Origin of the sequence: Stutzerimonas stutzeri, assembly GCF_018138085.1 — a bacterium.
GTDB lineage: Bacteria > Pseudomonadota > Gammaproteobacteria > Pseudomonadales > Pseudomonadaceae > Stutzerimonas > Stutzerimonas stutzeri_AI.
This window is the reverse complement of sequence record NZ_CP073105.1, coordinates 3,363,315-3,387,589: the sequence shown is the minus strand read 5'-3', so window position 1 is coordinate 3,387,589 and position 24,275 is coordinate 3,363,315. Positions and strand designations below refer to the sequence as shown.

At 61.3% G+C, this 24,275-nt stretch carries 21 protein-coding genes; all 21 read left to right on the top strand.

Features of this window, described 5'->3' with window-relative positions:
• Positions 1–116: 116 nt before the first annotated feature.
• The 21 genes from pyrH to ispD all read left to right on the top strand — a co-directional run bounded on the left by pyrH (position 117) and on the right by ispD (position 24,253).
• Positions 117–860 (top strand): UMP kinase, encoded by a 744-nt coding sequence (pyrH, locus tag KCX70_RS15610; RefSeq protein ID WP_021206589.1) that lies wholly within the window; start codon positions 117–119, stop codon positions 858–860.
• Positions 857–1,414, top strand: a complete 558-nt coding sequence (gene frr / locus KCX70_RS15605) for a ribosome recycling factor (protein ID WP_102852347.1) — start codon at positions 857–859, stop codon at positions 1,412–1,414. Before pyrH ends, frr begins: the two co-directional genes overlap by 4 nt.
• A gap of 158 nt (positions 1,415–1,572) precedes the next feature.
• On the top strand, positions 1,573–2,334 hold the full coding sequence (gene uppS / locus KCX70_RS15600; protein WP_021206587.1) for a polyprenyl diphosphate synthase: 762 nt from the start codon (positions 1,573–1,575) through the stop codon (positions 2,332–2,334).
• A complete protein-coding gene (locus tag KCX70_RS15595) occupies positions 2,328–3,143 on the top strand; it encodes a phosphatidate cytidylyltransferase (RefSeq protein ID WP_021206586.1) in 816 nt (271 codons plus the stop codon). The genes uppS and KCX70_RS15595 overlap by 7 nt, the downstream gene beginning before the upstream one ends.
• Positions 3,140–4,330 (top strand): 1-deoxy-D-xylulose-5-phosphate reductoisomerase, encoded by a 1,191-nt coding sequence (gene ispC, locus KCX70_RS15590; RefSeq protein WP_021206585.1) that lies wholly within the window; start codon positions 3,140–3,142, stop codon positions 4,328–4,330. The genes KCX70_RS15595 and ispC overlap by 4 nt, the downstream gene beginning before the upstream one ends.
• Before the next feature lie 88 nt (positions 4,331–4,418).
• Positions 4,419–5,771 (top strand): RIP metalloprotease RseP, encoded by a 1,353-nt coding sequence (rseP, locus tag KCX70_RS15585; protein WP_212618086.1) that lies wholly within the window; start codon positions 4,419–4,421, stop codon positions 5,769–5,771.
• 69 nt (positions 5,772–5,840) lie between these two features.
• Positions 5,841–8,204 (top strand): outer membrane protein assembly factor BamA, encoded by a 2,364-nt coding sequence (gene bamA, locus KCX70_RS15580; RefSeq protein ID WP_102847182.1) that lies wholly within the window; start codon positions 5,841–5,843, stop codon positions 8,202–8,204.
• Between the two features lie 47 nt (positions 8,205–8,251).
• Complete coding sequence (locus tag KCX70_RS15575) at positions 8,252–8,755, top strand: OmpH family outer membrane protein (protein ID WP_031310707.1); 504 nt, start codon at positions 8,252–8,254, stop codon at positions 8,753–8,755.
• Positions 8,752–9,813: a UDP-3-O-(3-hydroxymyristoyl)glucosamine N-acyltransferase gene (gene lpxD, locus KCX70_RS15570; protein ID WP_212618085.1), complete on the top strand. Its 1,062-nt coding sequence runs from the start codon at positions 8,752–8,754 to the stop codon at positions 9,811–9,813. Before KCX70_RS15575 ends, lpxD begins: the two co-directional genes overlap by 4 nt.
• 98 nt (positions 9,814–9,911) lie before the next feature.
• The gene (fabZ, locus tag KCX70_RS15565; RefSeq protein WP_021206580.1) at positions 9,912–10,352 is read left to right on the top strand and encodes a 3-hydroxyacyl-ACP dehydratase FabZ; all 441 of its coding nucleotides are present in this window, start codon (positions 9,912–9,914) and stop codon (positions 10,350–10,352) included.
• Complete coding sequence (lpxA, locus tag KCX70_RS15560) at positions 10,349–11,125, top strand: acyl-ACP--UDP-N-acetylglucosamine O-acyltransferase (protein WP_212618084.1); 777 nt, start codon at positions 10,349–10,351, stop codon at positions 11,123–11,125. Before fabZ ends, lpxA begins: the two co-directional genes overlap by 4 nt.
• Positions 11,126–11,127: 2 nt before the next feature.
• On the top strand, positions 11,128–12,261 hold the full coding sequence (lpxB, locus tag KCX70_RS15555; protein WP_212618083.1) for a lipid-A-disaccharide synthase: 1,134 nt from the start codon (positions 11,128–11,130) through the stop codon (positions 12,259–12,261).
• Positions 12,261–12,902, top strand: a complete 642-nt coding sequence (rnhB, locus tag KCX70_RS15550; RefSeq protein ID WP_021206577.1) for a ribonuclease HII — start codon at positions 12,261–12,263, stop codon at positions 12,900–12,902. Before lpxB ends, rnhB begins: the two co-directional genes overlap by 1 nt.
• A gap of 103 nt (positions 12,903–13,005) precedes the next feature.
• Positions 13,006–16,527, top strand: coding sequence for a DNA polymerase III subunit alpha (dnaE, locus tag KCX70_RS15545; protein WP_212618082.1), 3,522 nt, complete (start codon positions 13,006–13,008; stop codon positions 16,525–16,527).
• A gap of 186 nt (positions 16,528–16,713) precedes the next feature.
• Positions 16,714–17,664 (top strand): acetyl-CoA carboxylase carboxyltransferase subunit alpha, encoded by a 951-nt coding sequence (locus tag KCX70_RS15540; RefSeq protein WP_021206575.1) that lies wholly within the window; start codon positions 16,714–16,716, stop codon positions 17,662–17,664.
• A 181-nt stretch (positions 17,665–17,845) separates the two neighbouring features.
• Positions 17,846–19,165: a tRNA lysidine(34) synthetase TilS gene (tilS, locus tag KCX70_RS15535; protein ID WP_212618081.1), complete on the top strand. Its 1,320-nt coding sequence runs from the start codon at positions 17,846–17,848 to the stop codon at positions 19,163–19,165.
• Between the two features lie 140 nt (positions 19,166–19,305).
• Positions 19,306–20,937, top strand: a complete 1,632-nt coding sequence (locus KCX70_RS15530; protein WP_212618080.1) for a CTP synthase — start codon at positions 19,306–19,308, stop codon at positions 20,935–20,937.
• Entirely contained in the window at positions 20,934–21,779 is an 846-nt protein-coding gene (gene kdsA, locus KCX70_RS15525; protein ID WP_212618079.1) for a 3-deoxy-8-phosphooctulonate synthase, read from the top strand. The genes KCX70_RS15530 and kdsA overlap by 4 nt, the downstream gene beginning before the upstream one ends.
• A gap of 34 nt (positions 21,780–21,813) precedes the next feature.
• Complete coding sequence (eno, locus tag KCX70_RS15520) at positions 21,814–23,103, top strand: phosphopyruvate hydratase (RefSeq protein WP_021206571.1); 1,290 nt, start codon at positions 21,814–21,816, stop codon at positions 23,101–23,103.
• Positions 23,104–23,274: 171 nt separating this feature from the next.
• Positions 23,275–23,553 (top strand): cell division protein FtsB, encoded by a 279-nt coding sequence (ftsB, locus tag KCX70_RS15515; RefSeq protein ID WP_031310704.1) that lies wholly within the window; start codon positions 23,275–23,277, stop codon positions 23,551–23,553.
• Positions 23,554–23,560: 7 nt separating this feature from the next.
• A complete protein-coding gene (ispD, locus tag KCX70_RS15510; RefSeq protein WP_212618078.1) occupies positions 23,561–24,253 on the top strand; it encodes a 2-C-methyl-D-erythritol 4-phosphate cytidylyltransferase in 693 nt (230 codons plus the stop codon).
• Positions 24,254–24,275: the final 22 nt, after the last annotated feature.

The following is a 24,275-nucleotide window of genomic DNA, read 5'->3' as shown; positions in this document are numbered from 1 at the left end:
GCCACGCTTATAGTCGCCGCTTGGCACCAAATCGTGATTGCGCTGTCATAGCGCAGATTATTTTCTGGCCGTAACGCCAATCTGGCCATACAAACGCCGCAGGAGAAACAACGCCAATGGCTCAGCAGATGAGTGCACGCAATCCTCGCTATAAACGCATTCTGCTTAAATTAAGCGGCGAAGCCTTGATGGGGTCGGAAGACTTCGGCATTGATCCCAAGGTGCTCGATCGCATGGCCCTGGAGGTCGGGCAACTGGTCGGGATCGGCGTCGAGGTTGGCCTGGTCATCGGCGGTGGCAACCTGTTCCGCGGTGCAGCGCTTTCCGCTGCCGGCATGGATCGCGTCACTGGTGATCATATGGGTATGCTGGCCACGGTGATGAACTCGCTGGCCATGCGTGACGCCCTGGAGCGATCCAATATTCCCGCGTTGGTAATGTCGGCGATTTCCATGGTTGGGGTGACGGATCATTACGATCGTCGCAAAGCGATGCGTCATCTCAAGAGCGGGGAGGTCGTGATCTTCTCGGCCGGTACCGGTAATCCGTTCTTCACCACCGACTCGGCTGCTTGCTTGCGTGCCATCGAGATCCATGCCGATGTCGTGCTCAAGGCCACCAAGGTCGATGGCGTCTACACGGCCGATCCTTTCAAGGATCCGAATGCCGAGAAATTCGAGCAGCTGACCTATGATGACGTGCTGGATCGCAAGCTGGGCGTCATGGATCTGACAGCCATTTGCCTGTGCCGCGACCACAACATGCCGCTGCGGGTGTTCAATATGAACAAGCCCGGCGCCCTGCTCAACATCGTGCTCGGCGGCGCTGAAGGAACCCTGATCGAGGAACTGACCCAATGATCAACGAGATTAAGCAAGACGCCCAGGAGCGCATGAAGAAAACCCTGGAATCCCTGGGACATGCCTTCGCCAAGATTCGTACCGGCCGCGCCCACCCGAGCATCCTCGACGGCGTGATGGTGTCTTACTACGGTAGCGATACGCCGTTGCGTCAGATTGCCAACGTGGTCGCCGAAGACTCGCGTACCCTCGCACTGACCGTCTTCGACAAAGGCATGATCCAGGCCGTGGAAAAAGCCATCATGACGTCCGACCTCGGGCTGAACCCGGCTACCGCTGGCACCACCATCCGCGTCCCGATGCCGGCGCTGACCGAGGAGACGCGCAAGGGCTATACCAAGCAGGCGCGTGGTGAGGCCGAGAACGCACGGGTTGCTGTACGCAACATTCGCCGTGATGCGCTCGCCCAGCTCAAGGATCTGGTCAAAGAGAAGGAAATCAGTGAAGACGAGGAACGTCGCGCTCAGGATGACGTTCAAAAGCTGACCGACAAGTACGTTGCGGAAATCGACAAGGCGCTTGAAGGCAAGGAAACAGACCTGATGGCTGTTTGACGTTGCTGTACTGGACCTCGTCCGTACTGCTCGCGTCGGAGCGCTCCGATCCTGCTGGGGTCGGGGCGCAAGGGGTTATGCAGCCGTATCCCCGGAAACTGCCATTGGCTGTTTCTCCCATTGTTCGCAGCGTGATTGAGCGCAGGTAGAGTCGTTTCATGGAAAAGGTCAGGCGGACTGCCGGGCGGAATGTACCCCGTCATGTCGCAGTTATCATGGATGGCAACAATCGTTGGGCAAAGCGGCGCCTTTTGCCGGGCGTCGCGGGTCACAAGGCTGGCGTCGACGCGGTACGCGCGGTCATTGAAGTCTGCGCCGAGGCCGGCGTCGAGGTGCTGACGCTGTTTGCCTTCTCCAGCGAGAACTGGCAGCGGCCGGCCGACGAGGTCGGGGCGCTGATGGAGCTGTTCCTGACGGCGCTGCGTCGGGAAGCGCGCAAGCTCAACGAGAACGGCATCAGCCTGCGGATCATCGGCGACCGCTCCCGCTTTCATCCAGAGTTGCAGGCGGCGATGCTCGAAGCCGAAGAGATGACTGCCGGCCGGGGCCGCTTCGTGCTTCAGGTGGCGGCGAACTACGGCGGCCAGTGGGACATCCTCCAGGCCGCACAGCGCATGGCGCGTGAGGCACAGGCGGGCCTGCTGGATCCGGACAAGGTTTCGCCGGCTCTTTTCCAGAGCTATCTGGCGACAGGCGACATGCCGGTGCCGGATCTTTGCATTCGTACCGGCGGCGAGCGTCGCATCAGCAATTTTCTGTTATGGCAGCTGGCCTACGCCGAGCTGTATTTCTCCGACCTGTTCTGGCCGGATTTCAAGCACGATGCCATGCGCACCGCGCTGGCGGATTTCGCCAAGCGGCAACGGCGTTTCGGCAAGACCGGCGATCAGGTCGAGACGGAGGTCCGAGCAGAATGTTGAAACAACGCATCATCACCGCGGCAGTGCTACTGCCGATTGCGCTGATCGGCTTCTTTCTTCTCGAGGGGCCCGCGTTCGCAGTGTTCATTGGCCTCGTTGTGGTTCTCGGGGCTTGGGAATGGGCGCGTCTGGCGGGGTTTGCCAATCAGGTTGCGCGAGTCGGCTATGCGTTGCTGATCGCCTTGTTGGTGCTGGTGCTGTATCGGTTGCCGGGGCTTACCGCCTGGTTGCTTCCGCTAAGCGTGATCTGGTGGCTGGCCGCGACGGCGTTGGTGCTCGGTTATCCAGACAGCCAGCGCTATTGGGGTGGATCGCTAGGCAGCCTGGTGATCGGTGCGTTGATTCTGTTGCCGGCATGGCAGGCGTTGGTGGTGCTCAAGCAATGGCCGCAAGGCAACTGGTTGATCGTCGCGGTCATGGTGCTGGTTTGGGCCGCCGACATTGGCGCCTATTTTTCCGGTAAAACCTTCGGACGCCGCAAGCTGGCGCCGCAGGTCAGTCCGGGCAAAAGCTGGGAAGGCCTGATTGGCGGCCTGATCACCAGCTTGTTGATCACGCTGTGTGTCGGTTTGTATCAAGTCTGGTCGCCGCGGGAGCTGGCGTTGGCCCTGCTCGGCGCGGCGCTGGTCGTGGTGATCTCGGTCGTGGGTGATTTGACTGAAAGCATGTTCAAGCGCAGCTCGGGCATCAAGGACAGCAGCCAGCTGCTTCCGGGCCATGGCGGCGTGATGGATCGCATCGACAGTCTGACCGCGGCGGTGCCGGTGTTCACTGTTCTGTTGTGGCTGGCTGGTTGGGGTGCCTGGTGAGCGGCCCTTTGCAAGTGACGGTCCTCGGTGCGACGGGATCGATCGGACTGAGCACCTTGGACGTCATTGCGCGTCATCCTGATCGGTACCAGGCATTTGCACTCACGGCGTTCAGTCGGGTCGCGGAGCTGCACCAGTTGTGCTGCCGGCATCGTCCCCGCTATGCCGTGGTGGGTGACACTGACAAGGCGCGCGAGCTGCAGCGCCGGCTCGATAGCGACTCAATCAAGACTCGTGTGTTGGTGGGTGAGGGCGGGTTGAGCGAGGTTGCGGCGCACCCCGAGGCCGATGTGGTCATGGCGGCGATCGTTGGTGCCGCGGGTCTGCGACCGACGCTGGCTGCCGTTCAGGCGAGCAAGCGAGTGTTGCTGGCGAACAAAGAGGCGCTGGTCATGTCCGGCGCTTTGTTCATGCAGGCGCTACGCGACAGCGAGGCGGTGCTGTTGCCGATCGACAGTGAGCACAACGCGATATTTCAGTGCTTGCCCACCAACTATTCGCAGGGGCTTAGCGGCATCGGCGTAAGGCGAATTCTGCTCACTGCATCCGGTGGACCTTTCCGCCAGCTCCCCTTGGATCAACTGGCCGCCGTTACGGCTGACCAGGCCTGTGCTCACCCGAATTGGTCCATGGGGCGCAAGATATCGGTGGATTCAGCCAGCATGATGAACAAGGGGCTCGAGCTGATCGAGGCGTGCTGGTTGTTCGATGCGCGCCCAGAACAGGTCGAGGTGGTCATCCATCCACAAAGCGTCATCCATTCGATGGTCGACTATGTCGATGGCTCGGTCCTGGCCCAGTTGGGCAACCCCGACATGCGCACCCCGATCGCCCATGCATTGGCCTGGCCGGAGCGAATCGACTCTGGCGTATCGGCGCTCGATTTGCTGAAGACCGGGCGGCTGGACTTCGAAGCGCCCGACGAGAAGAGATTTCCGTGTTTGCGCATTGCCCGACAAGCTGCTCAGGAAGGTGGCACGGCACCGGCGATGCTCAATGCCGCGAACGAAGTGGCGGTTGACGCGTTCCTCAGCGGTCGCATTCGCTTCACCGAAATCGCGAGTATCATCGAGGACGTTCTCGCGCTGGAAGCGTCGGTGCCGGCTCGCTGTCTCGCAGACGTGCTCTCGGCCGATGCACGGGCTCGAACAGCGGCTGCGCGTTGGTTGCAAGACCGTGATCGCTAATGCAGCCTAGCGTTCAGCAGGTCGTGCGTGGCGAAGAAGCCGCCGGGTCCGGTGGCTGCTAAATAAGCCTTTCGAGGCAGAGGAAATTATGGGCGCGCTGTACATGATCATCGGCACCCTCGTGGCGCTGGGGGTGCTGGTTACCTTTCACGAGTATGGGCATTTCTGGGTCGCACGTCGCTGCGGCGTGAAAGTCCTGCGGTTCTCGGTAGGGTTCGGCCGACCGCTGTTTCGCTGGCACGACCGTCAGGGTACCGAGTTCGTCCTGGCAGCTATTCCTCTCGGCGGCTACGTGAAGATGCTCGATGAGCGCGAGGCTGAGGTGTCGCCGGCGCTGTTGGGCCAGGCGTTCAATCGCAAGACCGTGAAGCAGCGTTTCGCCATCGTATCCGCGGGCCCGCTGGCCAATTTCCTGCTGGCGCTGGTGTTCTTCTGGGTTCTGGCGATGCTCGGCACCGAGCAGGTGCGCCCGGTGGTCGGCGCTGTCGAGCCGGGGAGTCTGGCCGAGCGAGCCGGACTGATGGCCGGCCAGGAGATCGTAGAGATCAACGGCAAGCCGACAACTGGCTGGGCGGATGTCAATCTTCAACTGATCAGGCGTCTCGGCGAGAGCGGCTCGCTGGAAATGCAGGTGCGCCGCGCGGAAGGAGATCAGACGCAACGGATCCATCTGGAGCTGAGCGACTGGTTGAAGGGTGTCGAGGAGCCGGATCCGATCGGCTCGCTGGGCATCAGGCCCTGGCGTCCGCAAATCGCTCCGGTCGTTGCCCAACTGGACCCGGACGGCCCCGCTCAGGCGGCTGGTGTGAGCCTGGGTGATCGCCTGGTCAGTCTCGATGGCGAGCCGCTGACAGAATGGCAGGACGTCATCGATCGCGTCAGGCCGCTTGGTGGTCAGGCCGTTCGTCTGCAGGTCGAGCGCGACGGCCAGCTCATCGACCTTCCTCTGACTTTGGCCGAGCGGGGTGAAGGCCAGGCGCGCCGCGGCTACCTGGGCGCCGGGGTTGCCGGTGGGGAATGGCCGCAAGAGATGCTGCGCAACGTCAATTTCGGGCCGGTCGGGGCGGTCGGCGAAGCGGTCCGCCGAACCTGGACGATGAGCGTGCTGACGCTCGATTCCATGAGGAAAATGCTCTTCGGTGAGCTCTCGGTAAAAAACTTGAGCGGCCCGATAACCATTGCTAAAGTGGCGGGCGCTTCTGCACAGTCCGGCGCGGGCGACTTTCTCAACTTCCTCGCCTACCTGAGCATTAGCCTTGGAATACTCAATCTATTGCCTATCCCTGTCCTGGATGGTGGGCATCTACTCTTCTATCTGGTCGAGTGGGTTCGTGGACGTCCGTTGTCGGACAGGGTCCAGGGCTGGGGAGTACAGATCGGTATCAGCCTGGTTGTTGGGGTGATGCTGCTTGCGCTGGTCAACGACCTTGGCCGCCTTTAACTGCCATATACCTTGATGTCGCCGCGCCAAGCGCAGGTTCAATGATCAGGTTTGAAAAGAAAGGACTTCATGAAACGTCTGCTGCTACCTGCGGTTATCTCCGCACTGATGATTGCCGAAGTTCACGCCGAGTCCTTCACCATCTCCGATATACGCGTCAATGGCCTTCAGCGCGTTTCTGCCGGTAGCGTCTTTGGCGCGTTGCCACTGAACGTTGGCCAGGCAGCCGATGACAGTCGCCTGGTCGACGCTACCCGCGCACTGTTCCGCACCGGTTTCTTCGAAGACATCCAGCTCGGTCGTGAAGGCGACGTGCTGGTGATCAACGTGGTCGAGCGTCCGTCTATTTCCGGTATCGAGATCGAAGGCAACAAGGCCATCAAAACCGAGGATCTGCTCTCCGGTCTGCAGCAGTCCGGCCTTGCCGAAGGCGAGATTTTCCAGCGTGCCACCCTTGAAGGGGTGCGTAACGAGCTGCAACGTCAGTACGTCGCCCAAGGTCGTTATTCGGCGACGATTGAAACCGAGGTCGTGCCACAGCCAAGAAATCGCGTAGCGCTGAAGATCAATATCAATGAAGGCTCGGTAGCCTCTATCAAGCACATCAACGTGGTCGGTAACTCGGTCTTCCCCGAGGAAGACCTGACCGATCTGTTCGAGCTCAAGACCAGCAACTGGCTGTCGTTCTTCCGCAACGACGACAAGTATGCGCGGGAGAAGCTCTCCGGCGACCTCGAGCGTCTGCGTTCCTATTACTTGGACCGTGGCTACATCAACATGGATATCACCTCGACCCAGGTATCCATCACGCCGGACAAGAAAGACGTCTATATCACGGTCAACATTGCCGAAGGCGATCGCTACACCGTCAGCGACGTCAAGCTGAGCGGCGATCTCAAGGTGCCGCAGGAAGAACTGCAGACCTTGTTGCTGGCGAAAGAGGGGCAGGTGTTCTCACGCAAGGTGATGACCACCACGTCCGAGCTGATCACTCGCCGGCTGGGCAACGAGGGCTACACCTTCGCCAACGTAAACGGTGTGCCGGAAACCAACGACGAGGACCATACCGTTGCGATCACCTTCGTGGTCGATCCGGGCAAGCGTGCCTATGTCAACCGGATTAACTTCCGGGGTAACACCAAGACCGAAGACGAGGTGCTGCGTCGCGAGATGCGTCAGATGGAAGGCGGCTGGGCCTCGACCTATCTGATCGACCAGTCCAAGACCCGCCTCGAGCGCCTGGGCTTCTTCAAGGAAGTGAACGTCGAAACGCCTCAGGTGCCTGGCACCGATGACCAGATCGACGTGAACTATAGCGTCGAAGAGCAGCCGTCCGGTTCGATCATGGCCAGCATCGGCTTCGCGCAAAACGCTGGTCTCATCCTTGGCGGCTCGATCAGCCAGAACAACTTCCTGGGTACCGGCAACCGCGTCAGCGTAGGTTTGACCCGCAGCGAATACCAGTCGCGCTACAACTTCGGCTTCGTCGACCCCTACTGGACCGAAGATGGCGTCAGCCTCGGCTACAACGCCTTCTACCGGACCACTGACTACGACGAGCTCGATTACGATGTTTCCAGCTACTCGGTCGACAGTCTGGGTGCGGGCGTCAATATCGGCTATCCGATCAGCGAGACATCGCGTCTGTCGTTCGGTCTGTCGGCCCAACAGGACACCATCGACAGTGGCCGTTACACGGTGGATGAGATCTTCGACTTCATGAAGGAGGAGGGCGACAGCTACCTCAACTTCAAGGCGTCGGTGGGTTGGTCCGAATCGACGCTCAACCGAGGCGTGCTGGCCACCCGCGGTCATTCCCAGAGCCTCTCGCTGGAAACCACCATTCCGGGTAGCGATCTGTCGTTCTACAAGCTCGACTACAATGCCCAGCTATTCGTGCCAGTCAGCAAGACCTACACCATGCGCCTGCACACTCAGCTGGGCTACGGTGATGCCTATGGCTCAACGTCGCGCTTGCCATTCTACGAGCACTACTATGCCGGTGGCTTCAACTCGGTTCGTGGCTTCAAAGACAGCAGCCTTGGTCCACGCAGTACGCCGAGCCGTGGCGAGGACGTGACCGGAAACGAGGGAACTATTGCCGATCCGGATCAGGACGCGCTGCCCTACGGTGGTAACGTATTGATCCAGGGCGGGATGGAACTGCTATTCCCGATGCCTTTCGTCAAGGATCAGCGTTCTTTGCGTACCTCGGTGTTCTGGGATGTCGGTAACGTCTACGATACCAATTGCCCGTCGGGCTCCACCAAGTGCAGCGATATCGATTTTGGCGACATGGCCAGCTCGGTTGGCGTCGGCCTGACCTGGATCACTGCGATGGGGCCCTTGAGTTTCAGCCTGGCGATGCCGGTGGTGAAGCCGGATGACGCCGATACCCAGGTCTTCCAGTTCTCGCTGGGCCAAACCTTTTAATCCCCTGGAGCGACGCTCCAGCGCATTCCTGAAGAGTGGTGTATACCGTGCGTAAGTTGACCCAATTGCTTGTCGTTGCCGCAGCTCTAGTGGCAACCCCCGCGTTCGCTGAAATGAAGATTGCGGTGATGAATTACCAGATGGCTTTGCTCGAGTCGGACGCAGCCAAGCGTTACTCGGTGGATGCCGAGAAGAAATTCGGCCCGCAGCTTGAGAAGCTCAAAGGCCTGGAAAGCGATGCCAAGCGCATCCAGGACCGCCTGGGCAAGGACGGCGACAAGATGCAACAGGCCGAGCGTGAGCGTCTCGAGCTGGAATTCAAGCAGAAGGCACGGGATTTCCAGTTCCTTTCCAAGGAGCTCAACGAGTCCAAGGCCGCAGCCGATCGCGACATGCTCAAGCAGCTCAAACCCAAGCTGGACAAGTCGGTGGAAGAAGTCATCAAGAAAGGTGATTACGACCTGGTGCTCGAGCGCGGCGCAGTGGTGGATGTCAAACCGCAATATGACATTACCCGCCAAGTCATCGAGCGCATGAACCAGCTGCGTTGATGAGCGGAGTCATTTATACGCTCGGCGCCCTGGCCGAGCGGCTCGGAGCCGAACTGCGAGGCGATGCCTCGCTGCAGGTGTCGGGGCTGGCAACGTTGCAGGATGCCGGCTCTGAACAACTGAGCTTCCTGGCCAACGCTCAATATCGGAAGTATCTCGCCACGACCAAGGCCGGTGCTGTGTTGCTCACAGCGAAGGATGCCGAGGGCTATGCGGGCGCTGCGCTCGTGGTCCCGAATCCGTATCTGGCTTACGCGCGTCTCTCGCATCTGTTCGAAACGCGGCCAGTCACGGGCATGGGCATCCACCCCAGCGCCATTATCGATCCTCGAGCTGAAATCGATCCTTCAGCGCGCATCGGTGCCCAGGTAGTGATCGAGGCGGACGCCTGGATCGGTCCGGGGGTCGAAATCGGTGCTCAATCGGTAGTGGGGGCGCGTAGCCGTATTGGCGCGGGTGGCCGGCTGGCCGCTCGGGTGACGCTCTGCCATGACGTGATCATCGGCGAGCGAGTGGTCATTCAGCCAGGTGCGGTAATCGGCGGTGAGGGATTCGGTTTCGCCAATGAGCAGGGCAGTTGGGAGAAGATCGCTCAGCTCGGTGGCGTGCGCATCGGAGACGATGTCGAGATCGGCGCCAACACCACCATCGATCGTGGTGCGATCTCGGACACGGTGATCGGTAATGGCGTCAAGCTGGATAATCAGATCATGATCGCTCACAACGTCCAGATCGGTGACAACACGGCGATGGCTGGCTGTACGGGGATATCCGGCAGTACCAAGATTGGCCGCAATTGCATGATTGCGGGGGGCGTTGGGCTCGTTGGGCATATCGAGGTCTGTGACAACGTGTTCATCACTGGCATGACCATGGTCACCCGGTCGATCACCGAACCCGGGAGCTATTCCTCGGGAACGGCCATGCAGCCAGCGGCGGAGTGGCGCAAGAGTGCCGCTCGGATTCGTCATCTCGATGACATGGCTCGTCGCCTGCAGCAAGTGGAAAAACGTCTGGCTAGCGTGACCCCGGGCGGGGATACGTCTTCTGATGCCTGACCCTGTCGTCTGATGGCCCCTGCTAGAGGCTTTCGCTAGCGGGTTGTACGACTGCTTGCCGTGCTGGCTCCCACAATCCTAACGGGCTTTTTCTCCATATGATGGATATCAACGAAATTCGCGAATACCTTCCCCACCGCTATCCCTTCCTGCTAGTCGATAGGGTGGTGGAGTTGGATACGGAAGCCAAGCGTGTTCGCGCCTTCAAGAACGTCACGATCAATGAGCCGTTCTTCAATGGGCATTTTCCTCAGCACCCGATCATGCCTGGCGTGCTGATCATCGAGGCGATGGCGCAAGCGGCAGGCCTGCTTGGCTTCAAGATGATGGGGGTCAAACCGGCTGACGGCACGCTCTACTACTTCGTCGGTTCGGACAAGTTGCGCTTCCGCCAGCCCGTCGTGCCGGGCGATCAGCTGATTCTCGAGGCGTCGTTCATCAGCGCCAAGCGGGGCATCTGGAAGTTCGACTGCCGTGCCAGTGTCGACGGCAAGCCAGTATGCTCGGCTGAAATCATTTGTGCGGAACAGAAGATATGAGTTTGATCGACCCTCGCGCCATCGTCGATCCTGCGGCCCGACTGGCGGATGACGTCCAGGTTGGCCCTTGGTCGATCATCGGCCCGGATGTCGAGATAGGCGAGGGTACGGTGATCGCGCCTCACGTGATCATCAAAGGACCGACCCGCATCGGTCGGCATAATCGGATCTTCCAGTTTTCCTCGGTGGGGGAAGATACGCCCGATCTGAAATACAAGGGCGAACCAACCCGCCTGGTGATCGGCGATCACAATGTGATCCGCGAAGGCGTGACCATCCATCGCGGGACCGTGCAGGATCGCAGCGAAACCACCATCGGTGACCATAACCTGATCATGGCCTATGCCCATATCGGCCATGACAGCGTGATCGCCAATCACTGCATTCTGGTGAACAACACCGCGCTGGCTGGACATGTGCACGTTGGCGACTGGGCGATTCTGTCCGGTTACACGCTGGTGCATCAGTACTGCCACATCGGTGCGTACAGCTTTTCGGGGATGGGCACCGCGATCGGCAAGGATGTTCCGGCCTTTGTCACCGTATTCGGCAACCCGGCCGAAGCACGCAGCATGAACTTCGAAGGCATGCGTCGTCGCGGTTTCAGTGATGAAGCCATTCTGGCACTGCGCAACGCCTACAAGATCGTGTATCGCAAGGGGCTGACCGTCGAGGCCGCGCTGGCGGCGCTGGCTGCCGATGCTCAGGCGTTCCCCGAGGTCGCGTTGTTCCGGGATTCGGTGCAGGCGTCCAGTCGCGGGATTACGCGCTGACCATGTCCAGGCCACTGACAGTCGCGCTGGTGGCCGGCGAGGCATCCGGCGATATCCTTGGGGCGGGCTTGATGCAAGCGCTCAAGGCGCGCCACCCTGACGTCCGATTCATCGGCATCGGTGGGCCTCGCATGGAAGCGCAAGGACTGCGATCCTATTTTCCACTCGAGCGGCTGGCGGTGATGGGGCTGGTCGAGGTGCTCGGCCGTTTGCCTGAATTGCTGGCGCGCCGCAAACGGCTGTTCAAGACTTTTCTCGATGTGCGTCCCGATGTCTTCATCGGTATCGATGCGCCGGACTTCAATCTTGACCTGGCGCTCAAGCTGAGGCGCAACGGCATCAAGACCGTGCATTATGTCAGCCCTTCGGTATGGGCCTGGCGACAGAACCGGGTGTTGAAGATCCGCGATGCCTGCGACCTGATGCTCACGCTGTTTCCCTTCGAAGCGAAGTTCTACGATGCCCACCAGGTGGCGGTGCGTTTCGTTGGGCATCCGCTGGCCGACGCCATTCCGCTGATACCCGATAGGGCCGCGGCGCGTGCCGAGCTGCAACTGCCGCAGGACGGGCTGGTCGTCGCGTTGATGCCCGGTAGCCGTGGTGGCGAGGTGGGGCGCCTTGGCCCGCTCTTCCTGGCGGCGGCCGAACGGCTGCGTTCCATGCGCCCCGGTATCCGCTTCGTGGTGCCATGCGCCAGTCCCGAACGTCGTGCGCAACTGGAGCAGATACTGGCGGGTCGCGATCTTCCGTTGACCTTGCTCGACGGCCAATCCCATGCAGCGCTGGCTGCGTGCAACGCCGTATTGATCGCCTCCGGTACCGCGACGCTCGAGGCCTTGCTGTACAAGCGTCCGATGGTGGTGGCCTATAGCGTCGCGCCGCTGACCTTCCGTATTCTCAAGCGCATGGTGAGAAGTCCGTATGTGGCGCTGCCCAATCTGCTCGCTCAGCGCCTTCTGGTGCCGGAGCTTCTGCAGGATGCGGCAACGCCGGACGCGATGGCTCGATTGCTGTCGCCTCTGCTGGATAATGGTGACGTACAGACCGAGGGGTTTGATGCCATCCATCGAACCCTGCGTTGTGATGCATCGAGTCAGGCCGCCAGCGCGGTGCTCGAATTGGTCGGGGCGAACTGATGCAGATGGGGCTCGATTTCAATCTGGTCGAAGAGCTGGTCGCCGGTGTCGACGAGGTCGGCCGTGGCCCGCTGTGCGGTCCCGTCGTGACAGCCGCGGTAATTCTCGATCCGCGGCGCCCCATCGAAGGGCTCAACGATTCGAAGAAGCTCACCGAGGCACGGCGTGAAGTCCTGTTCGACGAGATATGCGAGAAGGCGCTGGCCTGGTGCATTGCCCGCGCCGAGGTGCATGAAATCGACCAACTGAACATCCTCCACGCCACCATGCTGGCGATGCAGCGCGCGGTCGAAGGCTTGAGTGTAACGCCGCGGTTGGCCCTGATAGACGGCAATCGCTGTCCCCAGCTCGCTGTGCCCAGCGCGCCGGTAATCCAGGGTGATGGGCAGGTGCCGGCCATCGCAGCCGCCTCTATTCTGGCCAAGGTCAGCCGTGACCGGGAAATGTGCGCGCTTGACCTGTGTTATCCCGGTTACGGGCTCGCGGCCCACAAGGGCTACCCGACGCCGCATCACCTGGAGGCGTTGCAGCGCTTGGGCCCGACCATCATTCACCGACGCTCGTTCGCCCCGGTTCGTAACCTGCTTGAGTCGGTCGGTCTTGCCGATTCCAACAGCGCCACGGTTGCGCTGTCCGTCTGAACTGACCCTTCGCTGGCAAGGTAACCCATTGCCAGCCGTCTAAATCACCCAGGCTTTCCGGTACAATTTCCGGCTTGTCGTTTCGCCAGTCCAAGGTCCGCTCATGCCTGTTTCATTCGTCCATCTTCGCCTGCATACCGAGTATTCCCTGGTCGACGGGTTGGTGCGCGTCAAACCCCTGGTCAAGTCGGTTGCGGGGGCGGGGATGCCAGCGGTGGCCGTTACGGATCAGAGCAACATGTGCTCGCTGGTCAAGTTCTACAAAGCCGCTCAGGGCGCCGGAATCAAGCCGATCTGCGGCGCCGACATCTGGCTGGCCAGTCGCGAAGAGGATGGCCCACTCAGCCGGATGACGCTGCTGGCCATGAACGGCAAGGGCTACCGAAATCTCACCGAGCTGGTTTCGCGCGGCTGGACCGAGGGGCAGCGCAACGATCAGATCATCATTGAGCGAGACTGGGTCAAGACCGCTGCCGAAGGGCTGATCGCACTGTCTGGCGCCAAGGAAGGGGAGATCGGCCATGCGCTGCTCGACGGCGAGGAGGCGTTGGCCGAGGCGCTGCTGGCCGAATGGCAGGCAGCGTTCCCGCAGCGCTTCTACCTCGAAGTGCAACGTACCAGCCGGGTCAATGACGAAGAGCATCTGCATGCTGCCGTTGCGCTGGCGCAGCGTTGCAATGCACCGCTGGTCGCGACCAACGACGTGCGCTTCCTCAAGCAAGAAGATTTCGAGGCCCACGAAACGCGCGTCTGCATCGGAGAAAGCCGGACCCTCGATGACTCACGGCGGCCGCGTAACTATTCGGACCAACAATACCTGAAGTCGCCGGAGGAAATGTGGGAGCTGTTCAGCGACCTGCCCGAGGCGCTGGAGAACACCGTCGAGATCGCTCGACGCTGCAACATCGAGGTGCAGCTTGGCACCTACTTCCTGCCGGATTTCCCCGTGCCGGCCGGCATGACCATGGACGAGTACTTCCGCAAGGTCTCGTTCGACGGTCTCGAGGAGCGCCTCGAAGTGCTGCTGCCCAAGGACACGCCGGATTACGAAGCGAAGAAGCAGGTCTATATCGACCGGCTGAATTTCGAACTGGACATCATCATCCAGATGGGCTTCCCGGGTTACTTCCTGATCGTTATGGACTTCATCCAGTGGGCCAAGAACAACGGCGTGCCGGTGGGGCCTGGACGGGGCTCGGGTGCCGGCTCGCTGGTGGCCTATGTGCAGAAGATCACCGATCTCGATCCGCTGGCCTATGACCTGCTGTTCGAGCGCTTCCTCAACCCCGAGCGCGTTTCCATGCCCGACTTCGACGTCGACTTCTGCATGGACGGCCGCGACCGCGTGATCGATTACGTGGCCGAGAAGTACGGCCGCAACGCGGTCAGCCAGATCATCACCTTCGGCACCATGGCGGCCAAGGCGGTAGTGCGCGACGTGGCGCGGGTGCAGGGCAAGTCCTACGGTCTGGCCGATCGTCTGTCGAAGATGATTCCCTTCGAAGTCGGCATGACCCTCGAGAAAGCCTACGAGATGGAAGAGCCACTCCGGGATTTCCTCGCCGTCGATGAAGACGCGCGGGAAATCTGGGACATGGCGCTCAAGCTCGAAGGCATCACCCGCGGCACCGGCAAGCACGCCGGTGGCGTGGTCATCGCGCCGACCAAACTGACCGATTTCGCGCCGATCGCCTGTGACGACGAAGGCGGCAGCCTGGTGACCCAGTTCGACAAGGACGACGTCGAGCAGGCCGGTCTGGTCAAGTTCGACTTCCTCGGCCTGCGCACCCTGACCATCATCAAATGGGCGCTGGAGACGATCAACCGCGAGCAGGCGCGCAAGGGACTCGAGCCGGTCAACATCGACTTCATCCCGCTGGATGACAAGCCGACCTACTCGTTGCTGCAAAAAGCCGAGACGACCGCGGTATTCCAGCTTGAATCGCGCGGCATGAAGGAGCTGATCAAGAAGCTCAAGCCGGACTGCCTGGAAGACCTCATCGCACTCGTTGCGCTGTTCCGCCCCGGCCCTTTGCAGTCGGGCATGGTGGACGACTTCATCAACCGTAAGCACGGACGTGCGGAGATCTCCTACCCGCATTCGGACTACCAGTACGAAGGCCTCAAGCCGGTGCTGGCGCCCACCTACGGCATCATCCTGTACCAGGAGCAGGTGATGCAGATCGCCCAGGTCATGGGCGGTTACACCCTCGGCCAGGCGGACATGCTGCGCCGCGCCATGGGCAAGAAGAAGCCCGAGGAAATGGCCAAGCAACGCGGTGGCTTCATCGAGGGCTGCGCCAAGAACGGCATCGATGCCGACCTGGCCGGCAACATCTTCGATCTGGTGGAAAAATTCGCTGGCTACGGTTTCAACAAATCGCACTCGGCCGCCTATGGCCTGGTCTCGTATCAGACCGCGTGGCTCAAGGCGCATCACCCGTCGCCGTTCATGGCTGCCGTGTTGTCGGCCGATATGCACAACACCGACAAGGTGGTCACGCTGATCGAAGAGTGCCGCAGCATGAAGCTGCGCATCGATGCGCCGGATGTGAACAATTCCGAATTCAAGTTCACGGTCAGCGAGGACGGCCGGATTATTTACGGCCTGGGTGCGATCAAGGGGGTCGGCGAAGGGCCGGTCGAGGCCATTTGTGAGTGCCGCAACGAGGGCGGGCCGTTCAAGGACCTGTTCGACTTCTGCAGCCGCGTCGATCTCAAGCGAATCAACAAGCGCACGCTGGAAGCGCTGATCCGCGGCGGTGCACTGGATCGTCTCGGTCCGTATTTCTCCGATGAACCCAAGGCCTATCAGGCGAACATCGATCGCAACCGTGCGGTGTTGCTCTCGGCCATGGAAGAAGCCATTCAAGCGGCCGAACAGACAGCGCGCAGTCTCGACAGCGGTCACATGGACCTGTTCGGCGGGCTGTTCGCCGAGCCGGAGGCCGACGTATACGCCAATCATCGCAAGGCTCGCGAGTTGTCCCTGAAAGAACGCCTCAAGGGCGAGAAGGACACCCTCGGCCTCTACCTGACCGGTCATCCCATCGATGAATACGAAGGGGAAGTCCGCCGCTTCGCCCGCCAGCGGATCATCGATCTGCGTCCGGCGCGGGGCGAGCAGACCATTGCCGGGCTGATCGTCAACCTGCGCGTGATGAAGAACAAGAAGGGTGACAAGATGGGCTTCATTACCCTGGATGACCGGTCCGGGCGAATCGAAGCGTCACTCTTCGCCGAAGCCTTCAACAGCGCGCAGGCGTTGCTGCAGACCGACGCGCTGGTCGTGGTGGAGGGCGAAGTCAGCAATGACGATTTTTCCGGTGGCCTGCGCCTGCGGGCCAAGCGGGTGATGAGCCTGGAAGAGGCGCGCACCGGGCTGGCCGAGAGCCTGAGAGTGAAGGTTGCCGGCGATGCACTGAAAGGGGATCGGGTGCGCTGGTTGGCCGATGTCTGCGGACGCCACCGCGGCGCCTGCCCGATCACATTGGAGTACACCAGCAACGATGCGCGGGCCTTGCTGCAGTTTGGCGAAAGCTGGCGGATCGATCCGGCCGACAACTTGATTCAGGCATTGCGTGACCAGTTCGGTCGCGACAACGTCTTTCTGCAATACCGATAGCGGGACGTAGCGGAACTGCGCGCCGATGCTGGCTCGCAGGTCGAGTGCCTCCCGACCGGCCCGATCGTTGATCGGGTCATGATTGCGAACATTTTGTTCGACCTGAATGCGTCCGTCCCGTAAGGTAGGGCGCAAAAAACGGAACAGCCTCCCGGCCTCCTGGCCGTCGACGCATGACGGATGCCTATGAACCCGAATTTTCTCGATTTCGAACAGCCGATCGCCGACCTTCAAGCCAAGATCGAAGAATTGCGCCTGGTTGGTAATGACAACTCGCTGAACATCGGCGACGAAATTGCCCGCCTGCAAGACAAGAGCGAGTCGCTCACCGAGAGCATCTTCGGCAATCTCACCAGCTGGCAGATCGCTCGCCTGGCCCGCCACCCACAGCGCCCCTACACGCTGGATTACATCAGTCATCTCTTCACCGAGTTCGAAGAACTGCATGGTGACCGCCACTTCTCCGATGACGCCGCTATCGTAGGCGGCACGGCTCGCCTGAATGGCGAGCCGGTCATGGTGATCGGTCATCAAAAGGGGCGTGAGGTCCGTGAAAAGGTGCGCCGCAACTTCGGCATGCCGCGTCCGGAAGGCTATCGCAAGGCGTGTCGCCTGATGGAAATGGCCGAGCGCTTCAAGATGCCGATCCTGACCTTTATCGACACGCCGGGTGCCTACCCGGGGATCGACGCCGAGGAGCGCAACCAGAGCGAGGCGATCGCCTGGAACCTGCGCGTGATGGCGCGTCTGAAGACGCCAATCATCGCCACCGTGATCGGTGAAGGTGGTTCGGGCGGTGCGCTGGCCATCGGTGTCTGCGATCAGCTGAACATGCTGCAGTATTCCACCTATGCGGTGATCTCGCCCGAAGGCTGCGCCTCGATTCTCTGGCGTACCGCGGACAAGGCGCCGGAAGCGGCCGAGGCCATGGGCGTCACCGCCGAGCGCCTGAAGGATTTGGGTATCGTCGATAAGGTGATTTCCGAGCCTTTGGGCGGCGCTCATCGCAATCCTGCGTCGACCGCTGCTTCCTTGCGCGAGGAGCTGACCGCTCAGCTCGACATGCTCAAGGGGCTCGACACCGAAGCCTTGCTTACCCGTCGCTATGAGCGTCTGATGAGCTACGGTATCGCCTGACCTGGCGTCGGGCTGCGAAGAACGGCGGGCTCTCCCGCCGTTTTTTATGCCTGAGACAAAAGCGCGAGCCGCACGCGTTGTGCGGCTCGCTTGCAATTGGTGGGCTAACGCACGGTTTTTTCGATTTATGCTGGCGCCCGTATTCCCGTATTCCCGTATTCCCGTGGCAGAACTGCTACCCATGTCTCTTGAGTCCCGTCTGCTTGATGCCCTGCAACCCTGGCGCGAGGCGCCGCGTTGGCGCGTGGCGTTTTCCGGGGGGCTCGACTCGACCGTCCTGCTGCATCTACTAGCGCGCTTGTCGGCTCGTGAGCGGTTGCCGGCAGTAAGCGCGATCCATGTTCACCACGGTCTGCAGTCCGCGGCCGATGGCTGGCCTGCGCATTGTCGGTCCGTCTGCGACGCGCTGGGCATGGAGTTACAGGTGGTGCGCGTTCGGGTTGAGCGCGGCCCGAGTCTTGAGCGTGCCGCTCGGGAGGCGCGCTACACTGCATTCGGCGAGCATTTGGGCGCTGCGGAGGTGCTGTTCACCGCCCAGCATCGAGACGATCAGGCTGAAACCATGCTCTTTCGTCTGCTGCGCGGCGCAGGGGTGCGCGGGCTGGCCGGCATGCCCACCGCACGAAAGCTGGGTGGCGGCTGGCTGGTTCGGCCATTGCTGGGCGCCGACCGCGCAGAGCTCTACGCCTATGCACAAGCGCACGGGTTGGTCTGGATCGAAGATCCGAGCAATCAATGCACCGATCATACGCGCAACTACCTTCGACATCAGGTCGTGCCGCTCTTGCAGCAGCGCTGGCCGGGCGCGTCGGTCAGCATGGCGCGTGCTGCCGCGCATCTGGCCGAAGCGCAGTACTTGCTGGACGACCTGGCCGAGATCGATCTGCAGCAGGCTCGGCTGGGTGGTCGTCATTCATGGTTGACGGTGCCGAGCCTTTGCCTGGCGGCGTTGACGCGGCTCAGCCCCGCTCGCCAGCGCAATGCGCTGCGGCATTGGCTAGTGACGCGGACGACGCTGCCCGATAGCGATCATTGGGCGGGTTGGGATGCGTTGCGCGACGCCGCTGTCGATGCCGCACCGATCTGGCGTTTGGCGGCAGGCGAGCTGCATCGAGGGGATGGGCGCATCTGGTGGCTTTCCGGGTCCTGGCTGGTGGCGCCGAGCGAGCCGGTCGACTGGCCGCAGCCCGATAGTGCGCTACAGCTGCCCGGTAATGGCAGCGTGCGACTGTCAGGTCAAGGCAGCGAGCGCTCGCTACAGGTGCGGTATCGCCAGGGCGGCGAGTCGCTGAACGTGCCCGGGCGCGGCCGACGTGACCTCAAACGATTGTTCAACGAGGCCGGGGTGCCGGGTTTCGTTCGCTCACGCCTGCCGTTGCTCTACCGGGGGAACGAGCTCGTTGCGGTGGCGAATCTGCCGCAGGTGGACGTCGAGCCACTGTCGCTGGTCTGGACGCCGCCGACCGACGCCAGGTTTGAGCTGATGGGGTCTTTCGAGTAGACTACGCTCCCGTCCCAATACAGCTTCTGCGGCTTTCTTCGAAAACCGTGGCAGTTCCGCTATTGCCGCCTCTGGCGCAGTGGCACCTTCGCTTTTCCCCGGCGGCGCTGACCGCTTAACGCAGACTTCTAGGGTTTTTCATGACGCGCTACATCTTCGTCACGGGTGGTGTTGTTTCTTCATTGGGGAAAGGCATCGCCTCGGCATCCTTGGCGGCCATCCTGGAGGCGCGGGGCCTGAAGGTCACGATGCTCAAGCTGGACCCTTACATCAACGTCGATCCGGGCACCATGAGCCCGTTCCAGCACGGTGAGGTGTTCGTCACCCACGACGGCGCCGAGACCGACCTGGACCTGGGGCATTACGAGCGATTCATTCGCACGACGATGAGCAAGGCCAACAACTTCACCACCGGCCGTGTCTACGAAGACGTGCTGCGTCGCGAGCGTCGCGGCGACTACCTGGGTGCGACCATCCAGGTCATTCCGCACATTACCGACGAGATCAAGCGCCGCATTATCAAGGGCGCCGGTGATGCCGACGTCGCGCTGGTAGAAGTCGGCGGAACCGTCGGCGACATCGAATCGCAGCCCTTCCTCGAGGCGATTCGCCAACTGCGCGTCGAAGTCGGCGCCAAGCGCGCCATGCTGATGCACCTGACGCTGGTTCCCTACATCGCCACTGCCGGTGAGACCAAGACCAAGCCGACCCAGCACTCGGTCAAGGAGCTACGCTCCATCGGCCTGCAGCCGGATGTGCTGGTGTGCCGTTCCGACCATCCGATCGATGTGTCCTCGCGCCGCAAGATCGCGCTGTTCACCAACGTCGAAGAGCGCGCGGTGATCAGTCTGGAAGACGTGGACACCATCTACAAGATTCCCGGTGTGTTGCACGCGCAGGGTCTGGATGACTTCGTTGTCGAGCGCTTCGGCTTGGAATGCGGCGGCGCTGATCTCTCTGAATGGGACCGCGTGGTCGATGCCAAGCTGAATCCTGAGAAAGAAGTCACTATCGCCATGGTCGGCAAGTACATGGAACTCTTGGATGCGTACAAATCACTGATCGAGGCCATGAGCCACGCTGGCATCCAGAGCCGCACCAAGGTGAACCTGCGTTACATCGACTCTGAAGACATCGAGAACCAGGGTACCGGCCTGCTGGAAGGTATGGACGCGATTCTGGTTCCGGGTGGTTTCGGCCTGCGCGGTGTGGAAGGCAAGATAGCCACCGTCAAATACGCGCGCGAGAACAAGATTCCTTACCTGGGCATTTGCCTCGGCATGCAGGTGGCAGTAATCGAATTCGCCCGTGACGTGCTGGGCTGGGCAGATGCCAACTCCACCGAGTTCGACAAGGACAGCGGCCACCCGGTCGTCGGTCTTATCACCGAGTGGGCGGACGCGGCAGGCACTGTGGAAACCCGCACCGATGCATCCGATCTGGGTGGCACCATGCGCCTGGGCGCACAGGAATGCGGTCTTGAAGCAGGCTCCAACGTGTATGCCTGCTATGGCAAGGAACGCATCGTCGAGCGCCACCGTCATCGCTACGAGGTCAACAACAACCTCCTGCCGCAGCTGCAGGCCGCCGGTTTGAAGATTACTGGACGCTCCGGTGACGGCGCACTGGTCGAAGTGGTCGAGGCGCCTGATCATCCGTGGTTCGTGGCGTGCCAGTTCCACCCCGAATTCACCTCCACGCCGCGTGACGGGCATCCGCTGTTCAGCGGTTTCGTCAAGGCAGCGCTGGATCACAAGGCGGGCAAGGCATGAGTCAGAAAACCATCCGCGTCGGCAACATCGAGATCGCCAACGACAAGCCATTCGTGCTGTTCGGCGGCATGAACGTACTCGAGTCCCGCGACCTCGCGCTGCAGATCTGCGAAACCTACGTCAAGGTCACCGGGAAGCTCGGTATCCCCTACATCTTCAAGGCCAGCTTCGACAAGGCCAATCGCTCCTCGATCCACTCGTTCCGCGGCCCGGGCCTGGAAGAAGGGATGCGCATCTTCGAGGAGGTGAAGAAGACCTTCGGCGTGCCGGTGATCACCGACGTACACGAGCCGCACCAGGCGCAGCCGGTTGCCGAGGTCTGCGACATCATCCAGCTGCCGGCCTTTCTGTCGCGCCAGACCGATCTGGTAGTGGCCATGGCCAAGACCGGTGCGGTCATCAACATCAAGAAAGCCCAGTTCCTTGCGCCGCAGGAAATGAAGCACATCCTCACCAAGTTCGAGGAGGCGGGCAACGACCAGCTGATCCTCTGCGAACGTGGCTCGTCGTTCGGCTACAACAACCTGGTCGTCGACATGCTCGGCTTCGACATCATGAAGCGGATGGAATATCCGGTGATTTTCGATGTCACACACGCGCTGCAAATGCCCGGCGGCCGCGCCGACTCGGCAGGTGGTCGTCGTGCTCAGGTTACGGATCTTGCCAAGGCCGGCCTCAGCCAAGGGCTCGCCGGGCTGTTTCTGGAGGCGCACCCGGATCCGGAAAATGCCAAGTGCGACGGACCCTGTGCCTTGCGGCTGGACAAGCTCGAACCGTTCCTCAACCAGCTCAAGCAGCTGGATGACCTGATCAAGAATTTTTCGCCAATCGAAACTGCTTGAAGCCTTGAAGCTATCTACGGAGTGTTAATAAAAAATGGCAAAGATCGTCGACATCAAAGGGCGTGAGGTTCTCGACTCCCGTGGCAACCCCACCGTGGAAGCGGACGTTATCCTGGATAACGGTATCGTCGGCAGCGCTTGCGCGCCGTCCGGTGCGTCCACCGGTTCTCGTGAGGCGCTGGAACTGCGCGATGGCGACAAGAGCCGTTACATGGGCAAAGGTGTGCTGAAAGCTGTCAGCAACATCAATGGCCCGATCCGTGATCTGCTGCTGGGCAAGGATCCGCTGGACCAGAAGGCGCTCGACCGCGCCATGATCGAACTCGACGGTACCGAGAACAAGGCTTCGCTGGGCGCCAACGCCATTCTCGCGGTGTCGCTGGCTAACGCCAAGGCCGCTGCGCAGGATCAGGATCTGCCGCTGTACGCGCACATCGCCAACCTCAACGGTACGCCCGGCCAGTACTCCATGCCGGTGCCGATGATGAACATCATCAACGGCGGCGAGCATGCCGACAATAACGTCGACATCCAGGAATTCATGGTGCAGCCGGTCGGTGCCAAGACCTTCGCCGATGCGCTGCGCATGGGCGCCGAGATCTTCCATCATCTCAAGGCCGTGCTGAAGGCTCGTGGCCTGAGCACCTCCGTGGGTGACGAAGGCGGTTTCGCGCCGAACCTGGCGTCCAACGAAGACGCACTGGCTGCTATCGCTGAAGCGGTTGCCAACGCCGGCTACAAGCTGGGTGACGATGTCACGCTGGCGCTCGATTGCGCCTCCAGCGAGTTCTTCGAGAACGGCAAGTACGACCTGGCCGGTGAAGGCAAGGCTTTCGACGCGACCGGCTTTGCCGACTACCTGGCGGGCCTGTCGGAGCGCTACCCGATCATCTCTATCGAAGACGGCATGGACGAGTCCGACTGGGCTGGCTGGAAGGTCCTGACCGACAAGATCGGCAGCAAGGTTCAGCTGGTCGGCGACGATCTGTTCGTGACCAACACCAAGATCCTCAAGGAAGGCATCGATAAGGGCATCGCCAACTCGATCCTGATCAAGTTCAATCAGATCGGCTCGCTGACCGAGACCTTGGAAGCCATCCAGATGGCCAAGGCGGCTGGCTACACGGCTGTGATTTCCCACCGCTCCGGCGAGACCGAGGATCACACCATTGCCGACCTGGCCGTTGGTACGGCTGCAGGCCAGATCAAGACCGGCTCGCTGTGCCGTTCGGACCGCGTCTCCAAGTACAACCAGCTGCTGCGTATCGAAGAGCAGCTCGGCGGAAAAGCGCCCTACAAGGGCCGTGCCGAGTTTCGTGGTTGATACCGGGCGTGCTAGAAAGGGGCGGCGTTAGTCGCCCTTTTTTGTGGTCGGCGGTCAGCACTGCTAAGGTCCGCCGTACAAAGGCGCATTAGCCAAGGAAGGCCGAGCATGATTCTGTCCGCTGCCTATACATCGTTAGCCGAAACCAATCGAATTCGTTCCATGTCCTCCATGCGCAGTCCCTACTGGTTGTTCGTCGTCTTGCTCCTGTTGTTGGGTGGCTTGCAGTATCGCCTTTGGGTGGGCGAGGGGAGCCTGGCCCAGGTCAGCGGGCTGAACAAACAGATTGCTGAACAGCAGGGCGAGAACCAGCGCTTGCTCGAGCGAAACCGCATCCTCGAGGCCGAGGTCAAGGAGCTCAAGCGGGGCATGGAGACCGTAGAGGAGCGTGCCCGTCATGAGCTTGGCATGGTCAAGGAGGGCGAGACCCTCTACCAGCTCGCCGAGTGATCTGACCATGCTTCCGTCTTTCTGGGTCGTCATTCCCGCCGCCGGGGTGGGTAGTCGCATGCGCGCCGATCGACCAAAACAGTACCTGCCACTGGCTGGTATGACGATCATCGAACATACCCTAGGCCGTTTCCTCGACCATCCCCGGCTCCAGGGTCTGGTCGTCAGCCTGGCCGCTGATGATCCGTACTGGCCGAATCTTTCCGTTGCCAACGACCCGCGCGTGCAGCGGGCTGATGGAGGAGGCGAGCGCGCCGATTCTGTGCTCGCCGGGCTGCGCCGGCTGTTCGAGCTGGGTGCACAGACGGAGGATTGGGTGCTGGTGCATGACGCGGCGCGGCCCAACCTGGCGCGGGAGGACCTGGACAGGCTGCTGGCCGAACTCGCGGATGATCCGGTGGGCGGGCTGCTCGCTGTGCCTGCTCGCGATACGCTCAAGCGGGCTGGCCCTGACGGGCGTGTTCAGGAGACGGTCGATCGCAGCGTGATATGGCAGGCGTTCACACCGCAGATGTTCCGGCTCGGTACCTTATGCGAGACGCTGGCCGAAGCGTTGGCCGCTGGCGTTGCGATTACCGACGAAGCTTCGGCGCTGGAGTGGGCGGGGCATTCGCCGAAGCTTGTCGAGGGACGCGCTGACAACCTCAAGGTAACGCGGCCGGAAGATTTGCAGTGGCTGGAACAGCGCTGGCGGCTCTGATGCCAGATAACGCTCCGCTGTG

What these genes read in the sequence shown, in the direction of transcription:
- tilS (WP_212618081.1), top strand. Translation starts at nt 17,846, where the DNA reads ATGTCTCTTGAGTCCCGTCTGCTTGATGCCCTGCAACCCTGGCGCGAG.
- bamA (WP_102847182.1), top strand. Translation starts at nt 5,841, where the DNA reads ATGAAACGTCTGCTGCTACCTGCGGTTATCTCCGCACTGATGATTGCC.
- fabZ (WP_021206580.1), top strand. Translation starts at nt 9,912, where the DNA reads ATGATGGATATCAACGAAATTCGCGAATACCTTCCCCACCGCTATCCC.
- KCX70_RS15530 (WP_212618080.1), top strand. Translation starts at nt 19,306, where the DNA reads ATGACGCGCTACATCTTCGTCACGGGTGGTGTTGTTTCTTCATTGGGG.
- KCX70_RS15540 (WP_021206575.1), top strand. Translation starts at nt 16,714, where the DNA reads ATGAACCCGAATTTTCTCGATTTCGAACAGCCGATCGCCGACCTTCAA.
- KCX70_RS15595 (WP_021206586.1), top strand. Translation starts at nt 2,328, where the DNA reads ATGTTGAAACAACGCATCATCACCGCGGCAGTGCTACTGCCGATTGCG.
- lpxA (WP_212618084.1), top strand. Translation starts at nt 10,349, where the DNA reads ATGAGTTTGATCGACCCTCGCGCCATCGTCGATCCTGCGGCCCGACTG.
- uppS (WP_021206587.1), top strand. Translation starts at nt 1,573, where the DNA reads ATGGAAAAGGTCAGGCGGACTGCCGGGCGGAATGTACCCCGTCATGTC.
- lpxB (WP_212618083.1), top strand. Translation starts at nt 11,128, where the DNA reads ATGTCCAGGCCACTGACAGTCGCGCTGGTGGCCGGCGAGGCATCCGGC.
- rnhB (WP_021206577.1), top strand. Translation starts at nt 12,261, where the DNA reads ATGCAGATGGGGCTCGATTTCAATCTGGTCGAAGAGCTGGTCGCCGGT.
- pyrH (WP_021206589.1), top strand. Translation starts at nt 117, where the DNA reads ATGGCTCAGCAGATGAGTGCACGCAATCCTCGCTATAAACGCATTCTG.
- ispD (WP_212618078.1), top strand. Translation starts at nt 23,561, where the DNA reads ATGCTTCCGTCTTTCTGGGTCGTCATTCCCGCCGCCGGGGTGGGTAGT.
- eno (WP_021206571.1), top strand. Translation starts at nt 21,814, where the DNA reads ATGGCAAAGATCGTCGACATCAAAGGGCGTGAGGTTCTCGACTCCCGT.
- ftsB (WP_031310704.1), top strand. Translation starts at nt 23,275, where the DNA reads ATGCGCAGTCCCTACTGGTTGTTCGTCGTCTTGCTCCTGTTGTTGGGT.
- dnaE (WP_212618082.1), top strand. Translation starts at nt 13,006, where the DNA reads ATGCCTGTTTCATTCGTCCATCTTCGCCTGCATACCGAGTATTCCCTG.
- frr (WP_102852347.1), top strand. Translation starts at nt 857, where the DNA reads ATGATCAACGAGATTAAGCAAGACGCCCAGGAGCGCATGAAGAAAACC.
- kdsA (WP_212618079.1), top strand. Translation starts at nt 20,934, where the DNA reads ATGAGTCAGAAAACCATCCGCGTCGGCAACATCGAGATCGCCAACGAC.
- rseP (WP_212618086.1), top strand. Translation starts at nt 4,419, where the DNA reads ATGGGCGCGCTGTACATGATCATCGGCACCCTCGTGGCGCTGGGGGTG.